The organism is Methyloversatilis sp. NSM2 (assembly GCF_038066675.1).
GTDB classification, from domain to species: Bacteria; Pseudomonadota; Gammaproteobacteria; order Burkholderiales; family Rhodocyclaceae; genus Methyloversatilis; species Methyloversatilis discipulorum_A.
Genome location: NZ_JBBUKV010000001.1, coordinates 368,961 through 392,232, shown reverse-complemented (window position 1 = coordinate 392,232; position 23,272 = coordinate 368,961). Strand labels below are relative to the sequence as shown.

Annotated in this window: 18 protein-coding genes; 2 read left to right on the top strand and 16 right to left on the bottom strand. The window is 67.5% G+C overall.

What is annotated here, in order from left to right:
• Positions 1 to 195 precede the first annotated feature (195 nt).
• The 13 genes from WJU27_RS01825 to guaB all read right to left on the bottom strand — a co-directional run bounded on the left by WJU27_RS01825 (position 196) and on the right by guaB (position 20,897).
• Positions 196 to 3,540: an EAL domain-containing protein gene (locus WJU27_RS01825; protein WP_341421612.1), complete on the bottom strand. Its 3,345-nt coding sequence runs from the start codon at positions 3,538 to 3,540 to the stop codon at positions 196 to 198.
• The gene (locus WJU27_RS01820; RefSeq protein WP_296812504.1) at positions 3,540 to 3,986 is read right to left on the bottom strand and encodes a response regulator; all 447 of its coding nucleotides are present in this window, start codon (positions 3,984 to 3,986) and stop codon (positions 3,540 to 3,542) included. Before WJU27_RS01820 ends, WJU27_RS01825 begins: the two co-directional genes overlap by 1 nt.
• Complete coding sequence (locus WJU27_RS01815) at positions 3,983 to 6,991, bottom strand: PAS domain S-box protein (protein ID WP_341420953.1); 3,009 nt, start codon at positions 6,989 to 6,991, stop codon at positions 3,983 to 3,985. Before WJU27_RS01815 ends, WJU27_RS01820 begins: the two co-directional genes overlap by 4 nt.
• Complete coding sequence (locus WJU27_RS01810; protein WP_341420952.1) at positions 6,988 to 8,001, bottom strand: ABC transporter substrate-binding protein; 1,014 nt, start codon at positions 7,999 to 8,001, stop codon at positions 6,988 to 6,990. Before WJU27_RS01810 ends, WJU27_RS01815 begins: the two co-directional genes overlap by 4 nt.
• A gap of 208 nt (positions 8,002 to 8,209) precedes the next feature.
• On the bottom strand, positions 8,210 to 11,086 hold the full coding sequence (locus tag WJU27_RS01805; RefSeq protein WP_341420951.1) for a PAS domain S-box protein: 2,877 nt from the start codon (positions 11,084 to 11,086) through the stop codon (positions 8,210 to 8,212).
• Positions 11,070 to 12,176, bottom strand: a complete 1,107-nt coding sequence (locus WJU27_RS01800; protein ID WP_269744946.1) for an HD-GYP domain-containing protein — start codon at positions 12,174 to 12,176, stop codon at positions 11,070 to 11,072. Before WJU27_RS01800 ends, WJU27_RS01805 begins: the two co-directional genes overlap by 17 nt.
• 150 nt (positions 12,177 to 12,326) lie before the next feature.
• The gene (locus WJU27_RS01795) at positions 12,327 to 13,067 is read right to left on the bottom strand and encodes a DUF4198 domain-containing protein (protein ID WP_341420950.1); all 741 of its coding nucleotides are present in this window, start codon (positions 13,065 to 13,067) and stop codon (positions 12,327 to 12,329) included.
• A gap of 16 nt (positions 13,068 to 13,083) precedes the next feature.
• Positions 13,084 to 15,555, bottom strand: coding sequence for a TonB-dependent receptor (locus WJU27_RS01790; protein WP_341420949.1), 2,472 nt, complete (start codon positions 15,553 to 15,555; stop codon positions 13,084 to 13,086).
• A 116-nt stretch (positions 15,556 to 15,671) separates the two neighbouring features.
• The gene (locus WJU27_RS01785; RefSeq protein ID WP_341420948.1) at positions 15,672 to 16,679 is read right to left on the bottom strand and encodes a FecR domain-containing protein; all 1,008 of its coding nucleotides are present in this window, start codon (positions 16,677 to 16,679) and stop codon (positions 15,672 to 15,674) included.
• Entirely contained in the window at positions 16,676 to 17,188 is a 513-nt protein-coding gene (locus WJU27_RS01780; RefSeq protein ID WP_296812519.1) for a sigma-70 family RNA polymerase sigma factor, read from the bottom strand. Before WJU27_RS01780 ends, WJU27_RS01785 begins: the two co-directional genes overlap by 4 nt.
• A gap of 183 nt (positions 17,189 to 17,371) precedes the next feature.
• A complete protein-coding gene (guaA, locus tag WJU27_RS01775) occupies positions 17,372 to 18,976 on the bottom strand; it encodes a glutamine-hydrolyzing GMP synthase (RefSeq protein ID WP_341420947.1) in 1,605 nt (534 codons plus the stop codon).
• Between the two features lie 35 nt (positions 18,977 to 19,011).
• Positions 19,012 to 19,392: a four helix bundle protein gene (locus tag WJU27_RS01770; protein WP_341420946.1), complete on the bottom strand. Its 381-nt coding sequence runs from the start codon at positions 19,390 to 19,392 to the stop codon at positions 19,012 to 19,014.
• A 44-nt stretch (positions 19,393 to 19,436) separates the two neighbouring features.
• Entirely contained in the window at positions 19,437 to 20,897 is a 1,461-nt protein-coding gene (gene guaB, locus WJU27_RS01765; protein WP_304002569.1) for an IMP dehydrogenase, read from the bottom strand.
• Between the two features lie 106 nt (positions 20,898 to 21,003).
• Here guaB and WJU27_RS01760 point away from each other — a divergent pair, with 106 nt between their 5' ends.
• The gene (locus WJU27_RS01760; protein WP_020165265.1) at positions 21,004 to 21,441 is read left to right on the top strand and encodes a DUF4124 domain-containing protein; all 438 of its coding nucleotides are present in this window, start codon (positions 21,004 to 21,006) and stop codon (positions 21,439 to 21,441) included.
• Between the two features lie 9 nt (positions 21,442 to 21,450).
• On the opposite strand, the gene WJU27_RS01755 is transcribed toward WJU27_RS01760, so the two are convergent.
• Both WJU27_RS01755 and WJU27_RS01750 read right to left on the bottom strand, forming a co-directional pair.
• Complete coding sequence (locus WJU27_RS01755; protein ID WP_304002566.1) at positions 21,451 to 21,774, bottom strand: RnfH family protein; 324 nt, start codon at positions 21,772 to 21,774, stop codon at positions 21,451 to 21,453.
• Entirely contained in the window at positions 21,774 to 22,217 is a 444-nt protein-coding gene (locus tag WJU27_RS01750) for a type II toxin-antitoxin system RatA family toxin (RefSeq protein ID WP_304002564.1), read from the bottom strand. Before WJU27_RS01750 ends, WJU27_RS01755 begins: the two co-directional genes overlap by 1 nt.
• Before the next feature lie 93 nt (positions 22,218 to 22,310).
• On the opposite strand from WJU27_RS01750, the gene smpB reads away from it, so the two are divergent.
• Positions 22,311 to 22,757 carry an SsrA-binding protein SmpB gene (gene smpB, locus WJU27_RS01745; RefSeq protein ID WP_020165267.1) on the top strand — a complete coding sequence of 149 codons (447 nt, stop codon included), beginning with the start codon at positions 22,311 to 22,313 and terminating at the stop codon, positions 22,755 to 22,757.
• Between the two features lie 9 nt (positions 22,758 to 22,766).
• On the opposite strand, the gene WJU27_RS01740 is transcribed toward smpB, so the two are convergent.
• Positions 22,767 to 23,192 (bottom strand): hemerythrin domain-containing protein, encoded by a 426-nt coding sequence (locus tag WJU27_RS01740; RefSeq protein ID WP_341420945.1) that lies wholly within the window; start codon positions 23,190 to 23,192, stop codon positions 22,767 to 22,769.
• Between the last annotated feature and the right edge of the window lie 80 nt (positions 23,193 to 23,272).

Sequence of the window (23,272 nt, the reverse complement as noted above, 5' to 3'; positions counted from 1 at the left end):
TGGACGGTACCGCGGTCACGGTCCGATGGATTCCTGATCGGTGCTTGGGGTGAGGGCGGGACATCTCTCCCTCTGTCTGTACGTGCTTGCCGTCAGATCCGGACTGGGTCCCTCCGCCCGACAAGCTATTCCTACGCTTGCCAGGGCAGAACATACAAGCGGCCTCGGCCGCGACGCGGCCAGGGCCACAGCGCCTCAGGTGCGCAGGAAGCGAGCCTCGAACTCCTCAGCCGGCACCGGCTTGCTGCACAGATAGCCCTGCCAGGCGTCGCATTCGCGGTCCTTCAGGAAGGCGAGCTGCTCCTCGGTTTCGACGCCTTCGGCGACCACGCGCATCTTCAGTGTGTGCGCCATCGCGATGATGGTGGCGGCAATCTCCATGTCGTTGCGGTCCTGCGGGATGTCGCGCACGAAGCTCTGGTCGATCTTCAGCACGTCGATCGGGAAGCGCTTGAGGTAGGCCAGAGACGAGTAGCCGGTGCCGAAGTCGTCGATCGACAGCGCAACGCCGAGCGCCTTCAGCGCGCGCAGGCGCTCTTCGGTCTGCTGAAGATCGTCAGCCAGCATCGATTCGGTCAGTTCGAATTCGAGCCGTCCGGCCTGCAGACCGGACTCGGCCATCAGCGCCGACAGGTAGTGCGCCATGTCGGCGTGCTGCAACTGGCGCGCTGACAGGTTGACGGCGATGCTGAGCGCATGGCCGGCCTCCTGCCAGGCACGCGCCTGGGCACAGGCGGTGCGCAGCACCCACTCGCCGATCGGCACGATGAGGCCGCTTTCCTCGGCCACCGGAATGAAACGGGCCGGCGACACCATGCCCTCGTCCGGATCGATCCAGCGGATCAGCGCCTCGGCCCCGACGACGCGGCCGCTCGCCATGTCGATCTGCGGCTGGTAATGCAGACGGAATTCGCCACGTTCGAGCGCGCGGCGCAGTCGCGTATCCAGATGCAGTCTGTCCTGCGCGGCCCGGCTCATCGCCTCGGTGTAGAAGCGGAAGGCGCCGCGGCCGGCCTCCTTCGCCTGATACATCGCGACGTCGGAATGCTGGATCAGTTCGGTCACCGTGGTGCCGTCTTCCGGATAGACGGCGATGCCGATGCTGGCGCCGATGTAGATGTCGCGCCCCTGGGCGAGGCGGAACGGTGCCTGCATCAGTTCGAGCAGCGAATGGGCCACGTGGGCGGCATCCTCGGGCGCGGTCATGCTCTCGATCAGCAGCACGAATTCGTCGCCGCCCAGACGTGCCAGCGTGTCGGCCTCGCGCAGGCGCGCGCGCAGGCGCTGCGCGATGGCGCTCAGCAGTTCGTCGCCAACCGGGTGGCCCAGGCTGTCGTTGACGTTCTTGAAGCGGTCGAGGTCGATGAACAGCAGCCCGACGTGCTCGTGCTGCCGTTCGGCACGCTCGATCGCGTGCTGCACACGCGACTGCAGCAGCAGGCGGTTCGGCAGATCGGTCAGCGGGTCGTGATGCGCGAGGTGATCGAGCTTGGCTTCGGAGCGCTTGAGCTGGCTGATGTCGGTCATCACCGCGACGTAATGACTGGCCTGCCCCGATTCGTCACGCACCGTGCTGATGTTCAGCAACTGCTGATACAGCTCGCCGTTCTTGCGCCGGTTCCACACCTCGCCCTGCCAGAAGCCGCTGTCCAGAACGGCGCGCCACATCGCCTTGTAGAAGGCCGGTTCGTGACGACCCGACTGCAGGATGCGCGGATTATTTCCCAGCACCTCGAATTCGCTGTAGCCGGTGATGTCGGTGAAGGCACGATTGACGGCGACGATGCTGGCGTCCAGATCGGTGATGAACACGCCGTCGCGCGTGCTCTCGAATACCGCCGCCGCCTGCCGCAGCGCGCGACCGGCGCGTACCTTCTGCACGGCCAGCGCAGTGATGCGGCTGAATTCGACGATGAGCTTGAACTGTTCGTCATCGGGCAGGCCGGGGGCGTCGTGATAGACGGCGAAGGAGCCGAGCACGCGACCGGCCTCGTCCTTGAACGGCACCGACCAGCAGGAGCGGAAACCGACGCGACGCGCGAGATCGACATAGGGCGCCCAGTACGGGTGGTCCATCACGTCGGCCACCAGCACCGGCTCGCCGCTCCAGATCGCCGTGCCGCATGAGCCGACGCCTTCGCCCGGCTGCAGCGCCTCGAGTGCCTGGTTGTAGTAATCGGGCAGACTGGGCGCCGCCCCGTTGCGCAGATGACCGCTGGCTTCGTCGAGCAGCACGATGGACACGCGCATGTCGGCCTCGATCGCCTGCATGCGCAGCGCGATCGTTTCGAGCACGGATTCCAGCGGTGCCACCTGCACCACGCGGTCGAGCACGTCGACGCGCGCCTCGTTCACCAGCGCGGCGCGCTTGTTCGCCGTGATGTCGGTCCACGAGCCGACGATGTCGACCACCGGTGCGCCTGCCTCGCTGACCCGCCGCAGTTCGTCGCGCACCCAGATCTCGCGGCCGTCGCCGCAGCGGAAGCGGTATTCGTGGCTCAGATGACCGTCGCGCATCAGCGTCGCCATGCCGGCGAGTGCGCGGTCGCGATCCTGCGGATGCAGATGATCGATCCACCAGCCCGGCTGCATCGCCTCGGCGATCGAGTAGCCGAGAATGCGGCTGACGTTCTCGCTCACCCAGGTCGCGTGCGCCGTCCCATCGAGCACACGCAGGCTATAGACGATGGTCGGACTGGACGCCAGCAGTTGCGCCATGCGCTGGTTGGTGTCGCGCAGGCGCCGCTCCTCGCGCGCCAGTTCGGCACGGCGATGCACCTTCTCCAGCGTGGACGGCAGTTCGTACAGATAGCCCTCGTGCTGCACGAGGTAGTCATCGACGCCCAGATGCAGTGCGCTGGACGCGAGTTCTTCGCTTTCGCGGCCGGCCATCATGACCACGGGCAGCTGCAGCAGGCGCTCCAGCCGGATGCGTCGGACCAGTTCAAGCGCGTCCGCCGGATGCGGACCGGCATCGAGCAGCAGCACGTCGAATTCGGCTTCTTCGCCGGTGGCCGGCAAGCGGGGCGCAACGTCGTCGACGCGGACGACCGCATCGAGCCGGATGTGCGGTGCATGCTTCAGCAAGTGCCGGCGCATGCGCTCCAGTTCGTTTCCGCTGGCAGCAGCCGACAGTACGCGTATCGGCCGGTCGCGCCGCGCCTTCATCGAGCGCTGGCGCAGTACGGCCGCTTCCATCACGCGCGGCAGGCGTTCCAGATACTGGTCGCGCTTGATCAGGTAGTCGTCGGCACCCGCCTTCAACGCGGCGATCGCCGCGTCGCCGTCGCCCGAGCCGGTCAGTACGACGACGGCGAGCGGCCAGCCCTGTTCGCGCACGTGGGCGAGCAGTTCCAGCCCGGTGCCGTCCGGCAGCTTGAGGTCGGTCAGCAGCAGGTCGAACTGCCCGGATTCGAGCAGGCTGCGCGAACGCGCCAGCGTGGTCGCGATCTGCAGCTCGATGTCGCGCCCGCAGCGTGCCAGCGCCCGCTGCGTGAGATCGGCGTCGAACTCCGAATCTTCGGTATAGAGGACGCGCATCACACCGGGCGCTGGTTGAGTTCGCACCAGTAGCGTTCGATCTGTCCCGCCGCCTCGACGAAACGATCGAAATCCACCGGTTTGACGATGAAGGAATTGACGCCCAGCGCGTAGGCGTCGTGCAGGTCGCGGTCTTCCGACGACGAACTGAGCACGACCACCGGAATGCGCCGGTACTTCGGATGCGCCTTCAGGTGGCGCAGCACCTCGATGCCATTCACGCGCGGCAGGTTGATGTCGAGCAGGATCAGCGACGGCGGCGTGTCGCCCGCCTCCCAGCGGTCGATCAGGCCGATCGCCTCCTCGCCGTCACGGGCGATGCTGATCGGGTTGTGCAGGTGGCTGCGCGCAAAGGCGCGACAGGTGAGGTCGATGTCGACCGGATTGTCCTCGACCAGCAGTATGGGCAGCGTGAAGGGTTGCTGCTGGTTGACCGCAGTGATCATGCAGGAAACTCCAGATTGAAACAGGCGCCTTCGCCGGGCGCACTTTCCGCCCACACGCGACCGCCCATGCGCTGCATCGCCTTGCGCACCAGCGCCAGGCCCACGCCGGTACCGGCGAACTCTTCGCTGCGGTGCAGGCGCTGGAATATCTCAAAAATCCGCTCGTGGTACTTCATGTCGAATCCGATGCCATTGTCGCGTATCGACAGCACGATGCGCTCCCCTTCGCTTCGCGCACTCAGCGTGATGGTCGGCGGCTTCGCATCGCGGCTGAACTTCAGCGCGTTGTCGATCAGATTGCGCAACACCAGGTCCAGCCCCTGCCGGTCGGCGCGCACGATGAGCGACGGCACCTCGCCGACGATCTGCGCCGACGCTGCCGCGATCTCGTCGGCGCGACGGGTCAGCACGCTGCGCATCAGCTCGCCCAGATCGACGCGGCTCGCCTCCAGCGCGCGCCGCTCCATGCGCGAATAGGCCAGCAGGTCCTCGATCAGGGCGTGCATCTGTGACGCACCGTTGCGGATATTGCCGAGAAAACGTTGCCCCTGCTCGTCGAGCCGGTCACCGTAGTCCTCGATCAGGATGCGGCTGTAGCCGTCGATGCCGCGCAGCGGCGCCTTCAGGTCGTGCGACACGGCGTAGGAAAAGGATTCGAGCTCCTTCATCGCCGCGGTGAGCGCCTGCGTGCGCTCGCTCACCCGCTGTTCGAGGTCGCGGTTGAGCGCGCGCAGTTCGTCCTGCGCGTCGCGCAGTTCGGTGATGTTGCGCGCCATGCCGAGCACGCCGATCAGCGTGCCGTCCTCGCTGCGCATCGGTACCTTGATCGTCTGCACGCGCAGGCATTCGCCGGTCACGTCCGAACTGACCGTGGATTCATGGATGCTGCGCAGCCCGGTGCGCACGGTTTCCTCGTCCTGCGCGCGGAAAAGGTCCGCCACCTCGGTCGGGAAGAAGTCGTGGTCGGTCTTGCCGGCGAGATCGGCCTCCGGCAGGCCGAAGAACTGTTCGACCATGCGGTTGCACGACAGGTAGCGGCCTTCGATGTCCTTCACCCAGACGAAATCCGGCAGCGCCGAAAACAGCGTGCGCAGGTAGGTGCGTTCCTTTTCGACCGCCTTTTCCGCGCTGCGCCGCGCCGTCACGTCGACGTCCATGCAGACGAAGATCGGTTCGCCCTGCAGGCCCGGAATGGCAAAGGTGCTGGCCTCGACCTGGCGCAACGCACCACTGCGGTGGCGCACCGTGTATTCGAGCGGTCCGATGCGCACCTTGTCGCGCTCGACGCGCGCCAGCAGTTCGACGAAATCGCGAGCTTCGTCGCTGCCGAACATCAGTTCGTCGACGCCGCGCCCCAGTGCCTCGTCCATGCTCCATCCGTACAGCGTTGCCGAGGCGTGATTCCAGTACAGCACGCGACCGTCGCGATCGAACCACTGCACCGCCACGTTCGGCGCGTATTCCAGCGTCGCGCGCAGGCGTTCCTCCGAGGCGCGCAGCGCCTGTTCGGCCTCGACCGAGGCGCTCACGTCGAGCAGCATGCCGGTGTACTTGATCACCCGGCCGGCGGCGTCGGTGACGCATTCGGCCGACGGCTGCAGGTGGCGGACCGGTCCGCGCTCAGGGGCCGTGCGGTAGATCGTCGGCGTAAGGTGGGGCGCCGCCTCGGCCATCTGCCGCATGGCCTGCGCCACGCTCGGCCGGTCGTCCGGGTGAATGCAGGCGAGGTAGTCGTCGATCGGCGGGATGCCGGCAGCCGGATCGAGCCCGAAGAACTCGTACATCTGCTCAGACCACCAGCCGCGCCCGAGCGCCGGATAGAACTCCCAGCTGCCGAGGCGGGCGATGCGCTCCGCCGCCTGCAGACGATTGCGCTCCAGCTTGAGCGCCTGCTCCGCCTCGTGCCGCGACGTGATGTCCTGCACGACCGCGATGTGGTAGTCCGGCGCCTCACCGGGCGCCCACAGCGGCGTCACGCTGAAGTTCACCCAGACGATGTGACCGTCCTTGTGGACCAGGCGCTTGTCCATCGAGAACTCACGGATGTCGCCGCGCTTGAGCGCCTCCATGTGCTGCAGGTCGACCGCCAGATCGTCGCGGTAGGTGATGCGCATGAAATCGAGCGCCAGCATTTCGTCGCGGCTGTAGCCGACGATGGCGCAATACTTCGCGTTCACGTCGACGAAGCGTCCCAGCCGGCTGTCGATGCGGGCGACACCGACGCCGGCCTGCTCGAACACGGCGCGCATGCGCGTCTCGCTGTCGCGCAGCGCCGTGTGCTGCGCCTGCAGCTTCAGCGCCATGTCGTTGATCGCACTGCCGATCTGCGCCAGTTCGTCGCGGCCGTCGATGCTGACGCGGGTGTCGAGCCGCCCGCGGCCGACCTCGCGCACCGCATCGACCAGCCGCTGTGTGCGACGGAACCAGATCAGGTGCAGGAACAGCGCCAGCAGCAGCGCGGACAGCAGGATGGTCGCCGCATGGCGCCACAGTTCGAGCCGGCTCGCGTGCAGCCGCTGCGCCAGTGGCAGTTCGAGGTCGGTACGCACCAGCAGGCGGTGACCGGCGGCCAGCGTCAGCACGGCCAGCAGAGCCCGGCCGTCGGCCGAACGTTCGATGCGCAAGGAGCGGTCAGGGGACGTGTTCAACGCAAGCAGCGGGTTGCCGGCCGGGTCCATCACCTTGTCGACCAGCGGCTGCCCGACGTCGGCGCGCGCCAGCGAACCGACGACGCGTCCGCCGGGCGCGATCAGGTAGGCGTGCGTCAGGTTCGGGCGCAGGCCGAGTTCGGCCACCATGCGGCGCAACTGCGGAAGGTTGTCGTTGGCGATGTGCAGATCGAGCACCGACTGCTCGACACCGAGGCGCTCGGTCAGCGACTGCGACTGTTCGTACTCCACCAGTTGCCGGTATTCGCGCACCTGCAAAATGTTGTTCAACACGGCCAGCAGCAGCGCAAACACGGTCAGCAGCAACGGCACCAGCGTGCGCGAGGGCAGCTTCATTGCGCGCCCTTCCCGTCACGGGCCGGTACCAGGCCGGGCACGAACAGGCGCGACCAGTCGGGGTCGGCCATCATGCGGCCGCTGGCCTTGAGGTCGCTCGACAGCCGCGCCAGACCCAGCGCCGGCGCATCGGTCGGTGCGGCGAGCAGAGCCCGGCTCTGCGCGTCGCTGTATATGTTCAGGCGGGACAGGGCCAGCGCGTACTCATCGACGCTGAGGTCGGCGCCGGCCGCCAGCGAATTCGCCGCCTCGGCCGGACGTGCCAGCATTTCGCGTCGGCCGGCTTCGAACGCATCGAGCAGCACCTGCACCTGATGCGGTCGCGCCTGCAGCGCGTCGGCGCGCACCACCAGCACATCGACGACCTCGCCCATCATGTTGGCGCTGTCGAGCACGACGACGAAGCCGTCCGACGACAGTCTGGAAATGACCGGCTCGAAGGTGATCACCGCATCGACACGGCCCGCCTTCAGCGCCGATTCGTGCTCGACCACCGGCAGCATGACCAGGCTCACCTCGTCACGCCGCAGGCTGCCTGTTTCGAGCAGGCGCTGCAGCATGATGGCTGCCAGCGCGGTGTCTTCGAGGCCGATGCGCCCACCTCGCAGGCGATCGGCCGAACCGATGCCGGGGCGCGCAAGCACCGCGTCGGCGCCCCTGGACAGGCTGAGCACCGCCACCACCCGCACGTCGATGCCCGCCGCCGCCAGTTCGACCGCTTCCGGCAGCGTCAGCCCGGCGGCCTCGATCAGGCCGTTGCGCAACTGGCGCGCGCTTTCACTGCTCGTTTCGAGCTCGACCACACGCAGATCGGACGGATCGAACAGGCCACGCTCGCGCGCCAGCACCAGCGGATCGTAGCCCACCCAGGGATTGAGACCGACGCGCAGCGGCAGTTGCGGCGCCTCGCCACAGCCGGCCAGCAGAGTCAGCGCCAGGCCGGCGACGAGCGCGCGCAAGGCGGACACGACACGGCCGGGCAGACGGCCCGCAATCGGTTGTTCTGTCATGCAGCAGGTTCCGGGCGGCAGGAATGTTGGCGGCAACTCGGCAGGGCGGCATCGCTCGCGCGTCGGCAATTCTGCACGCCCGTCGCGCCGTCCCGGCGCAAGCGCGTGCCCGCTGCCGGACGCACGAATCGATGATCAACAGACCCTACCATGACCTGCAGGGTGCAACGGCTGCCCCAGATCAATCTTTAGTGCGGACGGTCTGGCGTCAGGTCGCCGCCAGCAATGCGCGCGCCACCGCCAGGGCGGCATCGTAGTCAAAGGCGGCAATGCAGCGCAGCAGGTTTGCGCCATCCGGCCCCAGCGCGTGCAGGACGGCCGCCGACTCGCGCGCCAGCTCACCGGCACGGGTGTCTCCTGCTTCGAGCAGCGGTAGCAGGCGCTCGACCACCGCCCTGGCCTCGCCGATACACGGCTGCGGCGACTGCTCCGAAGCCGCGTCGCCGGCGCCGAGCCAGCGCAGCAGCAGCGTGTAGAAGGCTTCCGGCTCGACCGGCTTGGCGATGAAGTCGTCCAGTCCCGCCGCCGCACAGGCGGCACGGTCGTCAGCGAAGGCGTTGGCAGTGACGGCGACGACCGGCACCGCCTCCCAGCCGGGCAGCGCACGCAGCTGGCGCGTGGCGTCGATGCCGTTCAGGCGCGGCATCTGCAGATCCATCAGCACCAGGTCGTAGCGCTCGCCGGCCGCGCGCTCCAGCGCCTCGACACCGTCGGCGGCGACGTCGGCCTGCAGGCCGGCATCACGCAGCAGCGCCAGCAGCACCTCGCGGTTGATATCGTGGTCTTCGACCAGCAGGATGCGTTTGCGGCCGAAATCCCGCTCCAGACGCGCCCGCGCGTCGACCACGAACGGCGCCGCCGGGTCGACCATGTCGGCCACCACGCCGAGCCGGGCGGTGAACCAGAAACGGCTGCCGCGCCCCGGCTCGCTGCTGACGCCGGCATCGCCGCCCATCAGGTGCGCCAGTCGGCGTGTGATCGACAGCCCCAGTCCGCTGCCGCCGTACTTGCGCGTGGTCGATGCATCGGCCTGCTCGAAGGCGCTGAACAGGCGGGCGAGATCGTGCGCCTCGATGCCGATACCGGTGTCGCTGACCTCTAAGCGCAGCAGCACACTGTCGTCGCCACGCTCGACCACGGCGACGCTCAGCGTGACGCTGCCCTGCTCGGTGAACTTGACCGCATTGCTGAGGTAGTTGAGCAGCGCCTGGCGCAAGCGGGTGACGTCGCCACGCAGCGTCGCCGGCACGCCGTCGTCCGTCTGCACGCGCAACGCCAGGCCACGTTCCTCGGCGCGCTCTATCATCATCGAGCGCACCTGGTCGAGCAGCCCGTCGAGGCGGAAGGCGGCCGATTCGAGAACCAGCTTCTCCGCTTCGACGCGCGACAGGTCGAGCACGTCGTCGATGATGTGCCGCAGATGTTTGGCTGCCGCGCCGATCTTCTGCGCGTGCTCGCGCTGCGAGGCGTCGAGCGGCGATTTCCACAACAGGTGCGTCAAGCCGATGATGGCGTTCATCGGTGTCCGCATCTCATGACTCATATTGGCGAGAAACAGGCTCTTCGACCGGTTCGCCGCTTCGGCCGCCTCCTTGGCGACAGCCAGTTCGGCGGTGCGCGACTGCACCTGCTCCTCCAGATGCGTGCGGTGGCGGCTCAGTTCGAGTTCCATCCGCCGGCGTTCGGTGATGTCCTGCACGGTTCCGCGCAGGCGCACCACGCGACCGTGCTCGGTCACCGGCGTGCCGAGCACGCGCACCCACTTCTGGCGCCCGGCCCGGGTGGACATCTGCGCCTCGATATCCCACGGTTCGCCCCGCTCGACCGCGCCTTCGATGACCGCCTCGATGCGCACCCTGTCCTGCTCGCAGAAGAACTGCAGCGCGCTGGCCAGCGTATCGACCGACGCCGGATCGGCTTCATGGATGCGCGCCACCTCGTCGGTGGCGCTCAGTCGACCGCTTTCGAGATCGACCGCCCAGGCGCCGATGTGCGCCAGCTCGCCGATCTGGCGCAACAGCGTCTCGCGCTCTTCCTGCGCCTGCACCGCCGCCACCCGCTCGTTCAGATCGGCAAGCACGCAATGCGTGCGCTCGAAGTTCCCCCGCGCATCGAGTTGTACGCGCCCGACCAGCCAGACAACCACGGCGTGGCCGTCGCGATGCTGCAGCCGCAGTTCGGCCTGTATGCGCTCGTCGCGCTTGAAGCGCTCGAAGGTGGCCGCGAATTCCGCGCGCTCGGCGGGCATCCAGAAGTCGCCGAAGGCGCGGCCCAGCAGTTCGCCCTCGCGATAGCCGAGCAAGGCGCAAAGCATCGGATTGACGTGGATGAAACGCCCCTGCGCATCGAGCGACTGGTAGGCCACCGGGAAATGCTCGAACAGGGTGCGGAACCGCTCCTCGCTGTCGCGCAGCGCGCGCTCGGCGGTCAGCCGTTCGGTGATGTCGCGCGCTACGCCGTACAGACCAATCACATGCCCACCGGCGTCGCGCAGCGGGCCCTTGGTACTGAGAAAGATGCGTTCGCCGTCGGCGGTCGGCAGGTGCTCCTCGAAGCGCACCACCTGACCGCCCGCCATGACGATGCGGTCGTTGTCCATTACCCGGCGCGCCACCTCCGGCGGCAGCAGGTCGGCGTCGGTGCGGCCGAGCATGGCCTGCTCCGGAATGCCGAGCAGGCGCACGACTTCCGGATTGCTGACCAGGTAGCGCCCTTCGCTGTCCTTGGCGAACACCGGATCGGAGGCGCTGCGAATGATGGCGTCGAGCAGCGATTCGGCGCGCGCCCGCGCCGTCAACGACACGTTCTCGCGTTCGAGCGCGTCGAGGGCACGCCCGGTCAGGCGGCGCATCAACAGATAGAGCGCACCGGCGGTGACGGCGACGAAGGCCCAGCCTTTGAAGGTGCTGGCCAGCGCGAACCGCTTCGGATCGTCGGTCAGCGCCAGCAGCAGTTCGTCCGACAGCAGTATCCACAGCGACGCGATGCCGGTGTAGGCGAGCACCGTCATCCGCATGCCCCAGATTGCGTCGCTGCGCGCCTGCGCCGACGGCGACGCGGCAGACCACTCAGGTCGGGTCGGCATGTCGCCTCGCGATGTCGATGAAATCGGGATAACGCTCGATGAACACGTCGACGACGTCCGGATCGAAATGCGAGCCCCGTCGCTCGACAATGTAGGCGCGCACCTCGTCGGCCGGGAACGGCGACTTGTAGACGCGGCGCGACATCATCGCGTCGAACACGTCGGCCACCGTCATCAGCCGTGCCGCCAGCGGGATCGCGTCGCCGGCCAGCCCGTCCGGATAGCCGCTGCCATCCCAGTGTTCGTGATGCCAGTGCGCGATGTCGCGCGCCAGTGCGAGGAAGGCGGCCGGCTTGACCTCGTCGCGCTCGGCAAACTCGATGGCACGCGCGCCCATTTCGGCGTGGGTCTTCATTACGGCCCACTCGTCGGCGTCGAGCTTGCCGCGCTTCTGCAGGATGTGGTCCGGAATGCCGACCTTGCCGATGTCGTGCAGCGGCGCCGACCGGGTGAGCAGGTCGATCCAGGCCGGCGTCAGCACCGGTGCGAAGCGCGGATCGTCCGCCAGCGCCTCGGCCAGCACGCGAACGTAGGCCTGCGTGCGGCGGATGTGACGTCCGGTCTCGTGGTCGCGCGTCTCGGCCAGATTGGCCAGCGCGCGGATGCTCACCGCCTGGATCTGCTCGTTCTCTTCCATGCGCCGGCTGACTTCGGCCTCCAGCCAGGCGTTCTGGTCGCGCATCAGGTCGCGCGCCAGCTTGGCCTGCAGATGGGTACGCACGCGCGCCAGCAGCACCGCGGGCTTGATCGGCTTGGAGATGTAGTCCGCCGCGCCCATCGCCAGCCCCGCTTCCTCGTCGCCGGCTTCGGTCAGCGCCGTGACGAAGATGACCGGAATCCCGCTGGTCGCGGGGTCCTTCTGCAGCCTCTCGAGAACCGTATAACCGTCCATGCCGGGCATCATTACATCAAGCAGGACGAGCGACGGCGCATCGCGGTCGCTTGCCAGGCGCAGTGCTGCGGCACCGTTCTTCGCCGCTTTCACGCGATAACCAGCGCTGCGCAGCAGGCCGTCGAGCACCTCGAGGTTTTCCGACATGTCGTCGACGATCAGTATCGTCGTGCTCGCTGGGTCCAGTCTTCGGTGCAAGGTAGTGATTTCCGCGTGCGCTTTGTGACAGGCGGAGACTGCACCGGTTCGGGGGCGGCCGACAACATCTGTGTGCGCAAACAGATCGGAAACGCAGAAATTTTTACAGTCTGCCCGCCCAGGCGGCCGCTGGCGGGCAGACCGTCGCGATCAGTCGGCGGGCGGCTTCAGCGTGAAACTGAGGGTGGCGAAATGTTCGACCAGATCGACCTTGCCATCGGCATCGCCGCGTACGGCGCGTTCGGTGTACTCGGCGCGGATCACGTTGAGGCCCTGGTTGCGCACCGTGATGGTCGCCAGCCCGTTGGCGTCGGTCCGCACCGAGGCGCCGTCCGGGTCATTGACCAGGTCCGGCCACACCTCGACGCCGGACACCGGCCGGCCTTCATGCAGTACGCGTACGGTAATCGGATCACCACTGCGCTGCGGAAAGCGACCGCCCACAGACACGATCTGGAGAGCCATGCCGGTCACCGGCTGCATCTCGCCGACCGGCGCCATCAGAAGATGCGTGCCGTACTTCAGGTAGCGACCGGTAGTGGTCGCCGTGGGCACGCTTTCCTTCGTGCCGGCCATCCACTTGCCCGACGGCAGGCGCGACCAGTAGCCGTTGTCCATCGTCGTCGCCAGCACGACTGCCGCGGCATCGGCGCTGACGAACACCATGGGCTCGACCGGCACGGTGTGCACCGGCAGCGGCCGACCGGCCGCGTCGAAGGCCTGCAGCGCCGTGATGCGGTCACGTCGGCTGAACACCTCGACGTCCTCGGCGCCCTCGCCATAGACCAGCGCCAGCCGGCCGGCGCGCTGGGCGAACCAGATGCCGTGCGCCCAGCCGGGCGTTGCCATCGTCAGCAGCAGCAGCGCCGCCATCATGCGGTATGCGTTCATCGCGCTCACCCCGCGCTCAGAAATCGACGCTAGCCGACAGCAGCAGCGTGCGCGGCGCGCCCTGCACCAGGCTGCCGTACTGCGATACGCCGGCCCAGTAATTGCGGTCGAAGGCATTGCGCAGCTGGGCGCGGAAGACGGTGGCGCGGCCGGCGACCGTCGTGCGATAGCGCGCGCCGACATCGACGGTGGTCCAGTCCGACACGCGTAGCGTGTTGGCACGATCGACGTACTGGCTGCCGGTGTGCACCACGTTGCCGGTCAGCGTCACGCCGGGCAGGAAGGTGGCGTCCCACTCGGCGCCGAGGTTGGCCATGAAGGACGGCACGCCGACCGCCGTGCGGCCCAGCGTGGCGGCGGAATTGGTCTGCGTCAGATCGGCGTCGAGCAAGGTCAGGCCGCCAAGCAGGCGCAGGCCCGGCGCCGCTTCGCCGGCCAGCGCCAGTTCGACGCCGCGGTTGCGCTGTTCGCCATCGACCGCGAACACGGTGCCGGTCAGCTGGCCGCTCGGCTTGGTGATCTGGAAGGCGCTCAGCGTAGCGATGACGGCGCCGATCTCGGCCTTCACGCCGACCTCGTTCTGCCGCGCCTTGTAAGGTGCGAACACCTCGCCGGCGTTGCTGGCCGACGGCGGCGCGGTGTCACCGCGGCTCAGACCCTGGATGTGATTGGCGTACAGCGCCACTCCCTGCCATGGCTTGACGACAATGCCGACCAGCGGCGTCAGCGCGTGCTCGTCGTACGCCGTCGTCAGCGCACCGGTCAGCGGATTGAAGTTGTCGGTTTCCACCCGCTGGCGGCGCACGCCCAGCGTCAGCTGCAGGCGCTCGTCGTACATCGACAGCGTGTCGGACAGCGCGAAGCCGCTCAGTTCGGTGTCCGACACGCGCGGCACGTCGCCCGCCAGCTGCACGTCCTGCGCCGGGCTGTCGAAGGGCGCGTACAGATTCGACAGCACCGCGGTGCCATTGGCCGAAATGCGGCCGAGGCGGTCGCGGTAGGTGCTGACCTGTGCGCTCACCACGTGACGCAGCGGACCGGTCTCGAAACGCGCGCGCAGGCCCGCTTCGGCGGTGCTGCGGTCAACGTCGAAGCGGAAACGCTGCGGCACCGTGCTGGTATCGCCGGCCGCATTCAGTACGGTCGGGTTGCCGAACAGGCGATCGACCCGGGTGCGCCCGGCACCGACGCCGGCGAACAGCGTGAGCTGCTCGCTCGCCGCGTACTCGACGCGGGCCAGCACCGACTGGTCCTCGGTTTCGAAACGCTCCCAGCGCTGCGACACGTTGCGCCGTCCGTCGGGCGCCGACGGCACGGCCACACCGGCGCCGAGGAAAGGACGGCGCGACGGCGCGTCGATGTCTTCCCGCTGATCGACGATGTCCAGCGTGGCGCGCAGTCTGTCGCCGCTGTAGTCGAGCGCCAGCGCGCCGACGGTTGCCGCGCGCGACTGCTTGTCGATGCCGGTGTCGCCGTCGTGCACGCTGCCGTTGAAACGGATGCCGACGCGACGATCAGGCCCGAAGCGGCGGCTCAGGTCGAGGTGGCCGCCATACTGCGCGTTCGGCGACGCGCTCGCGGTGAAGCGCGTGAGGTCATCGGCGCCGGCGCGCTTGGGCACGATGTTGATGGTGCCGCCCACGCTGCTGGCCGGCGACATGCCGTAGAGCAGCGCGGTCGGCCCCTTGATCACCTCGATGCGCTCGGCGTAGTCGACCAGCACGCGGTAGTTCGGCGCCACGCCGTAGACACCGTCGAAGGCGATCTCGCCCGAGTTCTGGTCGCCGACCGGAAAGCCGCGGATGAAGAAGGTGTCGAGGATGTCGCCCGGATGGCCGGAAACGCGGATCGACGGGTCGTTGCCAACGACGTCGGCCACGCTGACCGCCTGCCTGTCTTCGATCATGCCGACGCTGTAGCTCGTGACGCTGAAGGGGGCGTCCATCACGTCGGCGTTGCCCAGCATGCCCAGGCGTCCGCCGCGCGCCATCTGGCCGCCCGCCTGCAAAGGCGGCAGCGGATGGAGGGATTCGGCGTCGGCGCGCACGCGCACCGCGTCCAGCACCGGCACTTCGCCACCGGCCGCCGACGGACGCGCGGCCCCCCGGCGGACGGCGTAGCCGCCCCCGCGTGCGACGGCCTCGAACCCGGTATCGGCCAGCAGCGCCTGCAGCGCGCCCTCGACCGTGTAGTCGCCCTCCAGCCCGCGCGAACGCACGCCGGCCAGCTGTGCCGCCTCGTAGGACACGTTGACGCCGGCGATGCGCGCGTATCGGTCGAGCGTCGTGGCCAGCGGTCCGGCAGGCAGGCTGAAATGCAGCACGCCGGCGGCCGACGGCGCGGCAGCCTCCTGCGCACGGACAGCATGCGGCAGTGCGGCCGCCGTCAGGGTCAGGCCCAGCAGGGCGATACGCAACGCGGCAGCGAGCGTCTTCAACGGGGGATGCGCGCGTGCCGGCGACGCGTAAGCGGAAAGAGGAGCATTCATGACGGTGTTCGAGTCCGGTTGGAAGAAGCGCCACCCAAACGGGCGCCTTCACTGCAGAGGCCGGACGAGACCGCGCATCCCCTCACTTCAGTCGAAAATTTCCTGCGCGGCCGTGTTCAGCCTGCCCGGTCCGCCTCGACGATGACCCAGTAGCGGGTGCGGTAGCGCACGACCACCGGCTGCACTTGCGCCAGGAAGCGCAGCGCACGGTCGGTGTCGCGCACATGGAATACGCCGGACACGCGCCAGTCCGCGATCTGCGGATCGCAGACGATGCGGCCGCTGCGATAGCGCGACAGTTCGGCCAGCAGGTCGGCCAGCCGCATGTCGCGGCCGGTGATGACGCCGTCCGTCCACGCATCGTCATCCGCATCCGCCATGACCGGCGGCGAGGTGCCTGCCGGGCCGAGCGCGCTGCGCTCGCCGCTGTGGATCACGACGGGCGCGCCGCCGTCGGCCGGATGCACCTCGACCGCGCCCTCCTGCACGCTCACCCGCGCCCCGGAGCGCTCCAGCCGCACGACGAAACGGGTGCCCAGCGCGCGCAACGAGCCAAAGGGCGTACTGACCCAGAACGGGCGCTTCGCAGCAGCGCCTGCATCGTCGCCGGTGGTGATCATTATTTCGCCACGGCGCAGCACCAGCACACGGCGTTCAGTGGAGAAATCGGCGCTGATCGCGCTGTCCGTGTTCAGCATGACGACGCTGCCGTCGGCCAGACGCAGCGTGCGCTGTTCGCCGACTCTCGTGCTCGCGTCAGCCAACAGACGCTGCCAGGGCGTGGTCTCGCGCACCGCCCATCCGCTCGCCAGCGCCACGCCGGACAGCGACAGCACGCGCAGGGCGCGTCGTCTGCCGGCAGCGGCCCCGCGGCGCCCGGCCTCGGCGGCCTGCAGCACGTCGTGCGCCAACCTTGCCGGCAGGCCGGAGAAGTCGCTGCGCAGCGCCGCCACCCTGCCCCACGCCTGCGCGTGGCGCGGGTCGGCGTCGAGCCAGCGCGCGAAGGCCTGCTTCGCCGCCGGCGTCGCAGCGTTGTAGTCGAGCCGCACCGACCACGCGATCGCCGCATCGACGATGTCGTCCGGCAGGCGCTCGCCGGCCGCGGCAGACAGTCCGCCGCTCACGATTCGAAACGCAGCGCATAGCAGTGACGCAGCGCGCGGGCGACGTAGCGCTCGGCGGTGGCCAGCGACACACCGAGCCGGCTGGCGATCTGCGGGCAACTGAGGCCTTCGAGCTGCGCCCACAGGAAGGCGGTGCGCACCTGCGGCTTCAGGCTGTCGAGCATGCGATCGATCTCGATCAGCGCCTCCAGCACCAGCGCGCGGCTTTCCGGCGACGGCGCTTCGGCTTCCGGCAGCACGGCCAGCGTATCGAGCCAGGCGCGTTCGAGAGCACGTCGGCGCCAGTGGTCGATCACCAGGCCGCGCGCGATGGTCGACAGATAGGCGCGCGGCTCATGCGCACGCACAGGCTGTTGCCGCGTCAGCACGCGGATAAACACGTCCTGCGCAATGTCCGCCGCCTCCATCGCATCACCCAGCTTGCGGCGCAGCCAGCCCTGCAGCCAGCCGTGATGACCCCGGTAGAGATCCTCCGCCTCCCGCTGCAGCTCACATTCGACAGTCCGCACAGCGCACTCCCCTCGCGCCTGGTCCGCTGCTGCGGGCAGGCATCAATGCAATTGATAATTGTTCGCATTGTAGAGAGGGAGGGCGCGGGCGGCAATCGGCGACAGAGAACGGCGACCGGAAAAGAAAAACCCCGGAGCAGGTCCGGGGTTATCTGTCACTTCACGCGCCCGCAGGGCGGTGCATCACTCCCACTCGATCGTCGCTGGCGGCTTGCCCGAGATGTCGTACACGACGCGGTTGATGCCCCGCACCTCGTTGATGATGCGATTGCTGACGCGGCCGAGCAGGCTGTGCGGCAGTTCGGCCCAGTGGGCGGTCATGAAGTCCTGGGTCTGCACCGCGCGCAGCGCGACGACCCATTCGTAGGTTCGACCGTCGCCCATGACGCCGACCGACTTCACCGGCAGGAAGACGGCAAAGGCCTGGCTGGTGAGGTCGTACCAGCTCTTGCCGGTCTGCGGGTCGATGGTGGCGCGCAGTTCCTCGATGAAGATGGCGTCCGCGCGGCGCAGCAGATCCGCATACTCGCGGTGGATCTCGCCGAGGATGCGCACCCCCAGACCCGGCCCCGGGAAGGGGTGGCGGTACACCATGTCGCGCGGCAGACCGAGCGCCACACCCAGTTCGCGCACCTCGTCCTTGAACAGTTCGCGCAGCGGCTCCAGCAGCTTGAGGCCCAGCTGTTCCGGCAGGCCGCCCACATTGTGGTGGCTCTTGATCGTCGTGGCCTTCTTGCTCTTGGCGCCGCCGGATTCGATCACGTCCGGGTAGATGGTGCCCTGGGCGAGGAAGGTGGCGCCCTTGTGGCCACCGTCGCCTGCCTTCAGCTTGGCCGCTTCCGCCTTGAATACCTCGACGAACTCGCGGCCGATAATCTTGCGCTTGGCTTCCGGGTCGGACACGCCCTTCAGGTGGCCGAGGAACTGGTCGGCCGCATCGACGTGGATCACCCGCGCGTGCAGGCGACCGGCGAACATGTCCATCACCATCTTGCCTTCGTTCAGACGCAGCAGACCGTGATCGACGAAGACGCAGGTGAGCTGGTCACCGATGGCGCGGTGAATCAGCGCCGCCGCCACCGACGAATCGACGCCACCGGACAGGCCGAGAATGACCTCTTCGTCACCGACCTGTTCGCGGATGCGCTCGACCGCTTCGGCGATGTAGTCGCCCATGATCCAGTCGCCCTTGCAGCCGCACACGTCGAGCACGAAGCGGCGCAGCAGGTCGGCGCCGCGCGCGGTATGGGTGACTTCCGGGTGGAACTGCACGCCGTAGAAACGGCGCGCCTCGTCCGCCATGCCGGCGATCGGACAGCTGTCGGTCGACGCCATCACGACGAAGCCCGGCGGCAGTTCGGTCACCTTGTCACCATGGCTCATCCACACCTTGAGCATGCCGTGGCCCTGCTCGGTGCGGAAATCCTCGATGCCGTCGAGCAGCTTCGTATGGCCGCGGGCGCGCACTTCGGCATACCCGAACTCACGCACCGTGCCCGCCTCCACCTTGCCGCCCAGCTGCTGCGCCATGGTCTGCATGCCGTAGCAGATGCCCAGCACCGGCACGCCCAGATCGAACACCGCCTGCGGCGCACGGTCGGTCGACTCCTCGTAGGCCGACATGTGGCTGCCGGACAGGATGACGCCCTGCGCGCCGAAGCCGCGCACGAAATCGTCACTAACGTCACACGGATGGATTTCGCAATACACATGGGCCTCGCGCACGCGGCGCGCGATGAGCTGGGTGACCTGGGAGCCGAAATCGAGGATGAGGATCTTGTTGTGCATGGGGTATTCAGGAATCAGGGGACAGGGGCTGGGGACTAGGGGGAGTCCGCGAGGCGCGACGAGAGGGAGGCTTGCAAACCTCTGATCATCCGGCCGAGTTCATCGGCGTCCTTCAGCGTGACGTTCATTCGTTGCGCATCCACGTAATCAGGACGATGCGAAAGAAGGAGCTGGGTTTCGATCTCGGCAAGAGAGCCGGCAGCGATCGACAGAAAACGCAGGAAGTCACGCGTGGAGCTTCTTGCATGGCCTTCTGCGATATTCGAGGGGACCGAAACGGCGGCACGTCGCAACTGGCTCACCAGCGCGAAGCGCTCGCCTTCGGGGAAACTCCGGCTCAGGGAATAGACAGCAAGGGCAAGATCCATTGCTCGTTGCCAGACCAGCAAATCGCGATAGCTGCGCACCTCGCTCATCCAGCCCCAGCCCCTCCAGCCCCTGGCCCCTGTTCCCCAGCCCCTCAATCAACGTGATAGTTCGGCGCTTCCTTGGTGATCTGCACGTCGTGCACATGCGACTCGCGGATGCCGGCCGAGGTGATCTCGACGAACTGCGCCTTCGAGCGCATTTCGTCCACCGTGGCGCAGCCGCAGTAGCCCATCGATGCGCGCAGGCCGCCCATCAGCTGGGTGATCACGTTCACCACCGGGCCCTTATAGGGCACGCGGCCTTCGACGCCTTCCGGCACCAGCTTGTCGGCGTTGGACGCCGGGTCCTGGAAGTAGCGGTCGGCGGCGCCCTGCTGCATCGCGCCGAGCGAACCCATGCCGCGGTAGGACTTGTATGAACGGCCCTGGAACAGTTCGATCTCGCCCGGGGCCTCTTCGGTACCGGCCAGCAGACCGCCCAGCATGACCGCGTTGGCGCCGGCGGCGACCGCCTTGGCGATGTCTCCCGAGTAGCGGATGCCGCCGTCGGCGATCATCGGCACGTCGGTCGAGGCGAGCGCGGTGGCGACGTTGTCGATGGCGGTGATCTGCGGCACGCCGACACCGGCGACGATGCGGGTGGTGCAGATCGAACCGGGACCGATGCCGACCTTGACGCCGTCGGCGCCGGCATCGACCAGCGCGCGCGCAGCGTCGGCGGTGGCGATGTTGCCGCCGATCACGTCGATGTGCGGGAAGGTGCGCTTGACCCAGCTCACGCGGTCGAGCACGCCCTGAGAATGGCCGTGCGCAGTGTCGACGACGATGACGTCAACGCCTGCTTCGGCCAGCGCTGCGGCGCGGTCTTCGGTGCCTTCGCCGACACCGATCGCAGCGCCGACACGCAGTCGGCCGTGCGCGTCCTTGGCGGCGAGCGGGTGTTCGGTCGACTTCAGCATGTCCTTGACCGTGATCAGCCCGCGCAGCGTATCGTTCTCGCCCAGCACCAGCACGCGTTCGAGGCGGTTCTTGTGCATCAGCGAACGCGCTTCGTCGAGCGACGCGCCTTCGCGCACGAACACGACGCGCTCGCGCGGCGTCATGATGCGCGAGACCGGCTGGTCGAGATTGGTTTCAAAACGCAGGTCGCGGTTGGTCACGATGCCGACCACGCGCTCGCCATCGAGCACCGGGAAACCGGAAATGCGATGGCTGCGCGTCAACCCGTGCAGCTCGCGAACCGTCATGTCGGGAGAGATGGTGATCGGGTCCTTCAGGACGCCGGCCTCGAAACGCTTCACCTTGGCCACTTCGGCGGCCTGCTGCTTGGCGGTGAGGTTCTTGTGGATGATCGCGAGGCCGCCTTCCTGGGCCAGCGCGATGGCCAGCCGGGCTTCGCTGACGGTGTCCATTGCGGCGGACAGCAGCGGAAGATTGACGCGGATGTTGCGGGAGATACGGGTACTGAGACTGACGTCGCGCGGCAGCACATTGGAGTGCGCCGGCACGAGGAGCACGTCGTCGAAGGTCAGCGCCTTCTGGATAACACGCATGACTACTTTCCCAACTAGCAAAAACGTATTATACGCCGGTCGACGCAGCCGTCTGCACCCGGCCCTGAAAGCCGCGCCAGAAGGCGCTCAATCGAGGAGTTGTGAAGTGCTCGTCCGTATCGCCGCAGCCGTGCTGCTCAGTGTTCCGCTCGCCTGCGCCGCCCAGGTCTACCAGTACAAGGACGCCCAGGGACGCACCGTTTTTTCCGACACTCCACCGCCGGGCGCCAACGCGACGAAGAAGAACATCAATCCGCCGCCGCCGTCCGGCGACAGTTCGGGCTCGGTCAAGGAGAAGCTGCAGGAGTTCCAGAAACGCCGCGACGAGCGTCTGGAATCGGAAGCCAAACAGGCCAAGGAACAGGCCGAGAAAGACCGGATGGCCGAAAACTGCACACGGGCGCGCAGCAAGCTCGCCGCGCTGCAGTCGGGCCAGCGCATCGTGCGCTTCAACACCCAGGGCGAACGCGAGTTCCTCGACGACGCCGGGCGCGCAAAGGAAATGGAAGAAGCGCAGAAGTCGGTGTCGGAGTGGTGCAAGTAAAGGCGAAGGTCAGGCCGCCGGTTCGGCCTCGCCGCCACCCTTCTTGAGCACCTTGCCCTCGGCGGCGCGCTGTCGCCGCACTTCCTTCGGGTCGGCGATCAACGCGCGATAGATTTCCACGCGGTCGCGATCGCGCAGCACCTGGTCGGCCTTGACCAGCTTGGAAAATACACCGAGCTTGTTCTTCGCCAGATCGATGTCCGGATACTTCTGCAGCAGCCCGGACGCCTCGACTGCCTGCTGTGCGGTAGCACCTGCGGCCAGTTCCATCGTCACGATGTCCTGCCGCTCGGGCAGCGCATAGGCAACCTGCACGTGGATCTTGTCGCTCATCACTGCGTTCCCTGTCCGTACTGGCGATCCGCCTGCTTCACGAAGGCGTCGACAAAGGTGTTGGCGATATGGCTGAACACCGGCCCGACCACCTTCTCGATCAGCCGGCTCGAAAACTCGTAATGCAGGTTGAACTCGACCTTGCAGGCGACCTCGCCCAGCGGCGTAAACAGCCAGGTGCCGTCCAGCCTGTTGAACGGTCCTTCGACCAGGCGGATGGTCATGCTGCGCGGGAACACCTTGTCGTTGGCGGTGACGAAGTGAGCCTTGACGCCGTGGTAGTTGATGTCGATACGCGCGCGCGTCAGCACCTCGGTGCGCTCGATCAGCTGGCTGCCGCCGCACCAGGGCAGAAACTGCGGATAGTGTTCCACGTCATCGACGAGGCGGAACATCTGTTCGGCACTGCGCTCGATGAGCACGGTTTTTCGGACTTCGGCCATGTCATCAGAAGGTAAAATCGCAATTCTATCCGCGGCGGCGCACCCGACGCAGCCCCGATTTCATTTCAGCACGCCCCTCACCGGTTTCACTTCATGAGCATTGCCGACAACAAGAAGGCCTTTCACGACTACTTCATCGAGGAACGCTTCGAAGCGGGCCTCGTGCTCGAAGGCTGGGAGGTGAAGGCGATCCGCGCCGGCCGCACGCAGCTGAAGGAAGCGTACGTGGTGCTCAAGGGCGAAGAGGTGTACGTGATCGGCATGCACGTATCGCCGCTGCCGACCGCCTCCACCCACATCAAGCCCGACCCGACGCGCAGCCGCAAGCTGCTGCTGCACGCGAACGAGATCAGCAAGCTGATCGGTCTGGTCGAGCGCGCCGGCTACACGCTGGTGCCGCTGAACCTGCACTACACCCGTGGTCGCATCAAGCTGGAGATCGGTCTGGCCAAGGGCAAGAAGCAGTTCGACAAACGCGAGACCGAGAAGAAACGCGACTGGGAGCGCGAAAAGGCGCGCCTGATGCGCGACCGCGTCTGAGCGGAACGATCAGGCTTCCGCCAGTTCCGGAAGCGTCGTCCGCGCGTCGTAGCCGATGCGGGCGATGTGCTCAGCCAGCATGGTGTCCATGGTCGAGGCGTGGTGCTCGAACCACACCGGCAGTTCGCGCACCAGTGTGCGCACGATGCCCGCGTCGCCAGCCGCCGCCAGGCGTCTGACCTCGCGCAGCACCTCGAGCACGCGCTCGTGTTCGCCGCGATGACAGTGCAGCGGCGGAAAGTCGGAAGCCTCCATCCACACATCCTCCTGCGCGAAATGCGCTTCGGTGTGCGCCACCAGTTCATCGAGTACCGGCAGCGCAGCGGGGGCCGTCGCATCGTCAAGACGGGCCAGCAGTTGCATGAATTCGCGGTGGATGTCGTCCATCGGCGCCAGGCCGAGTACGTGTTCCTGCTTCAGTTCGAGTGCGGACATGGCGGCTCCTTTTGTGGATGGCGCGCACTGTGCCCGCCGGGCGGACGGTGCACCTTGATCCAGATTAGGTTTGCGCCGTG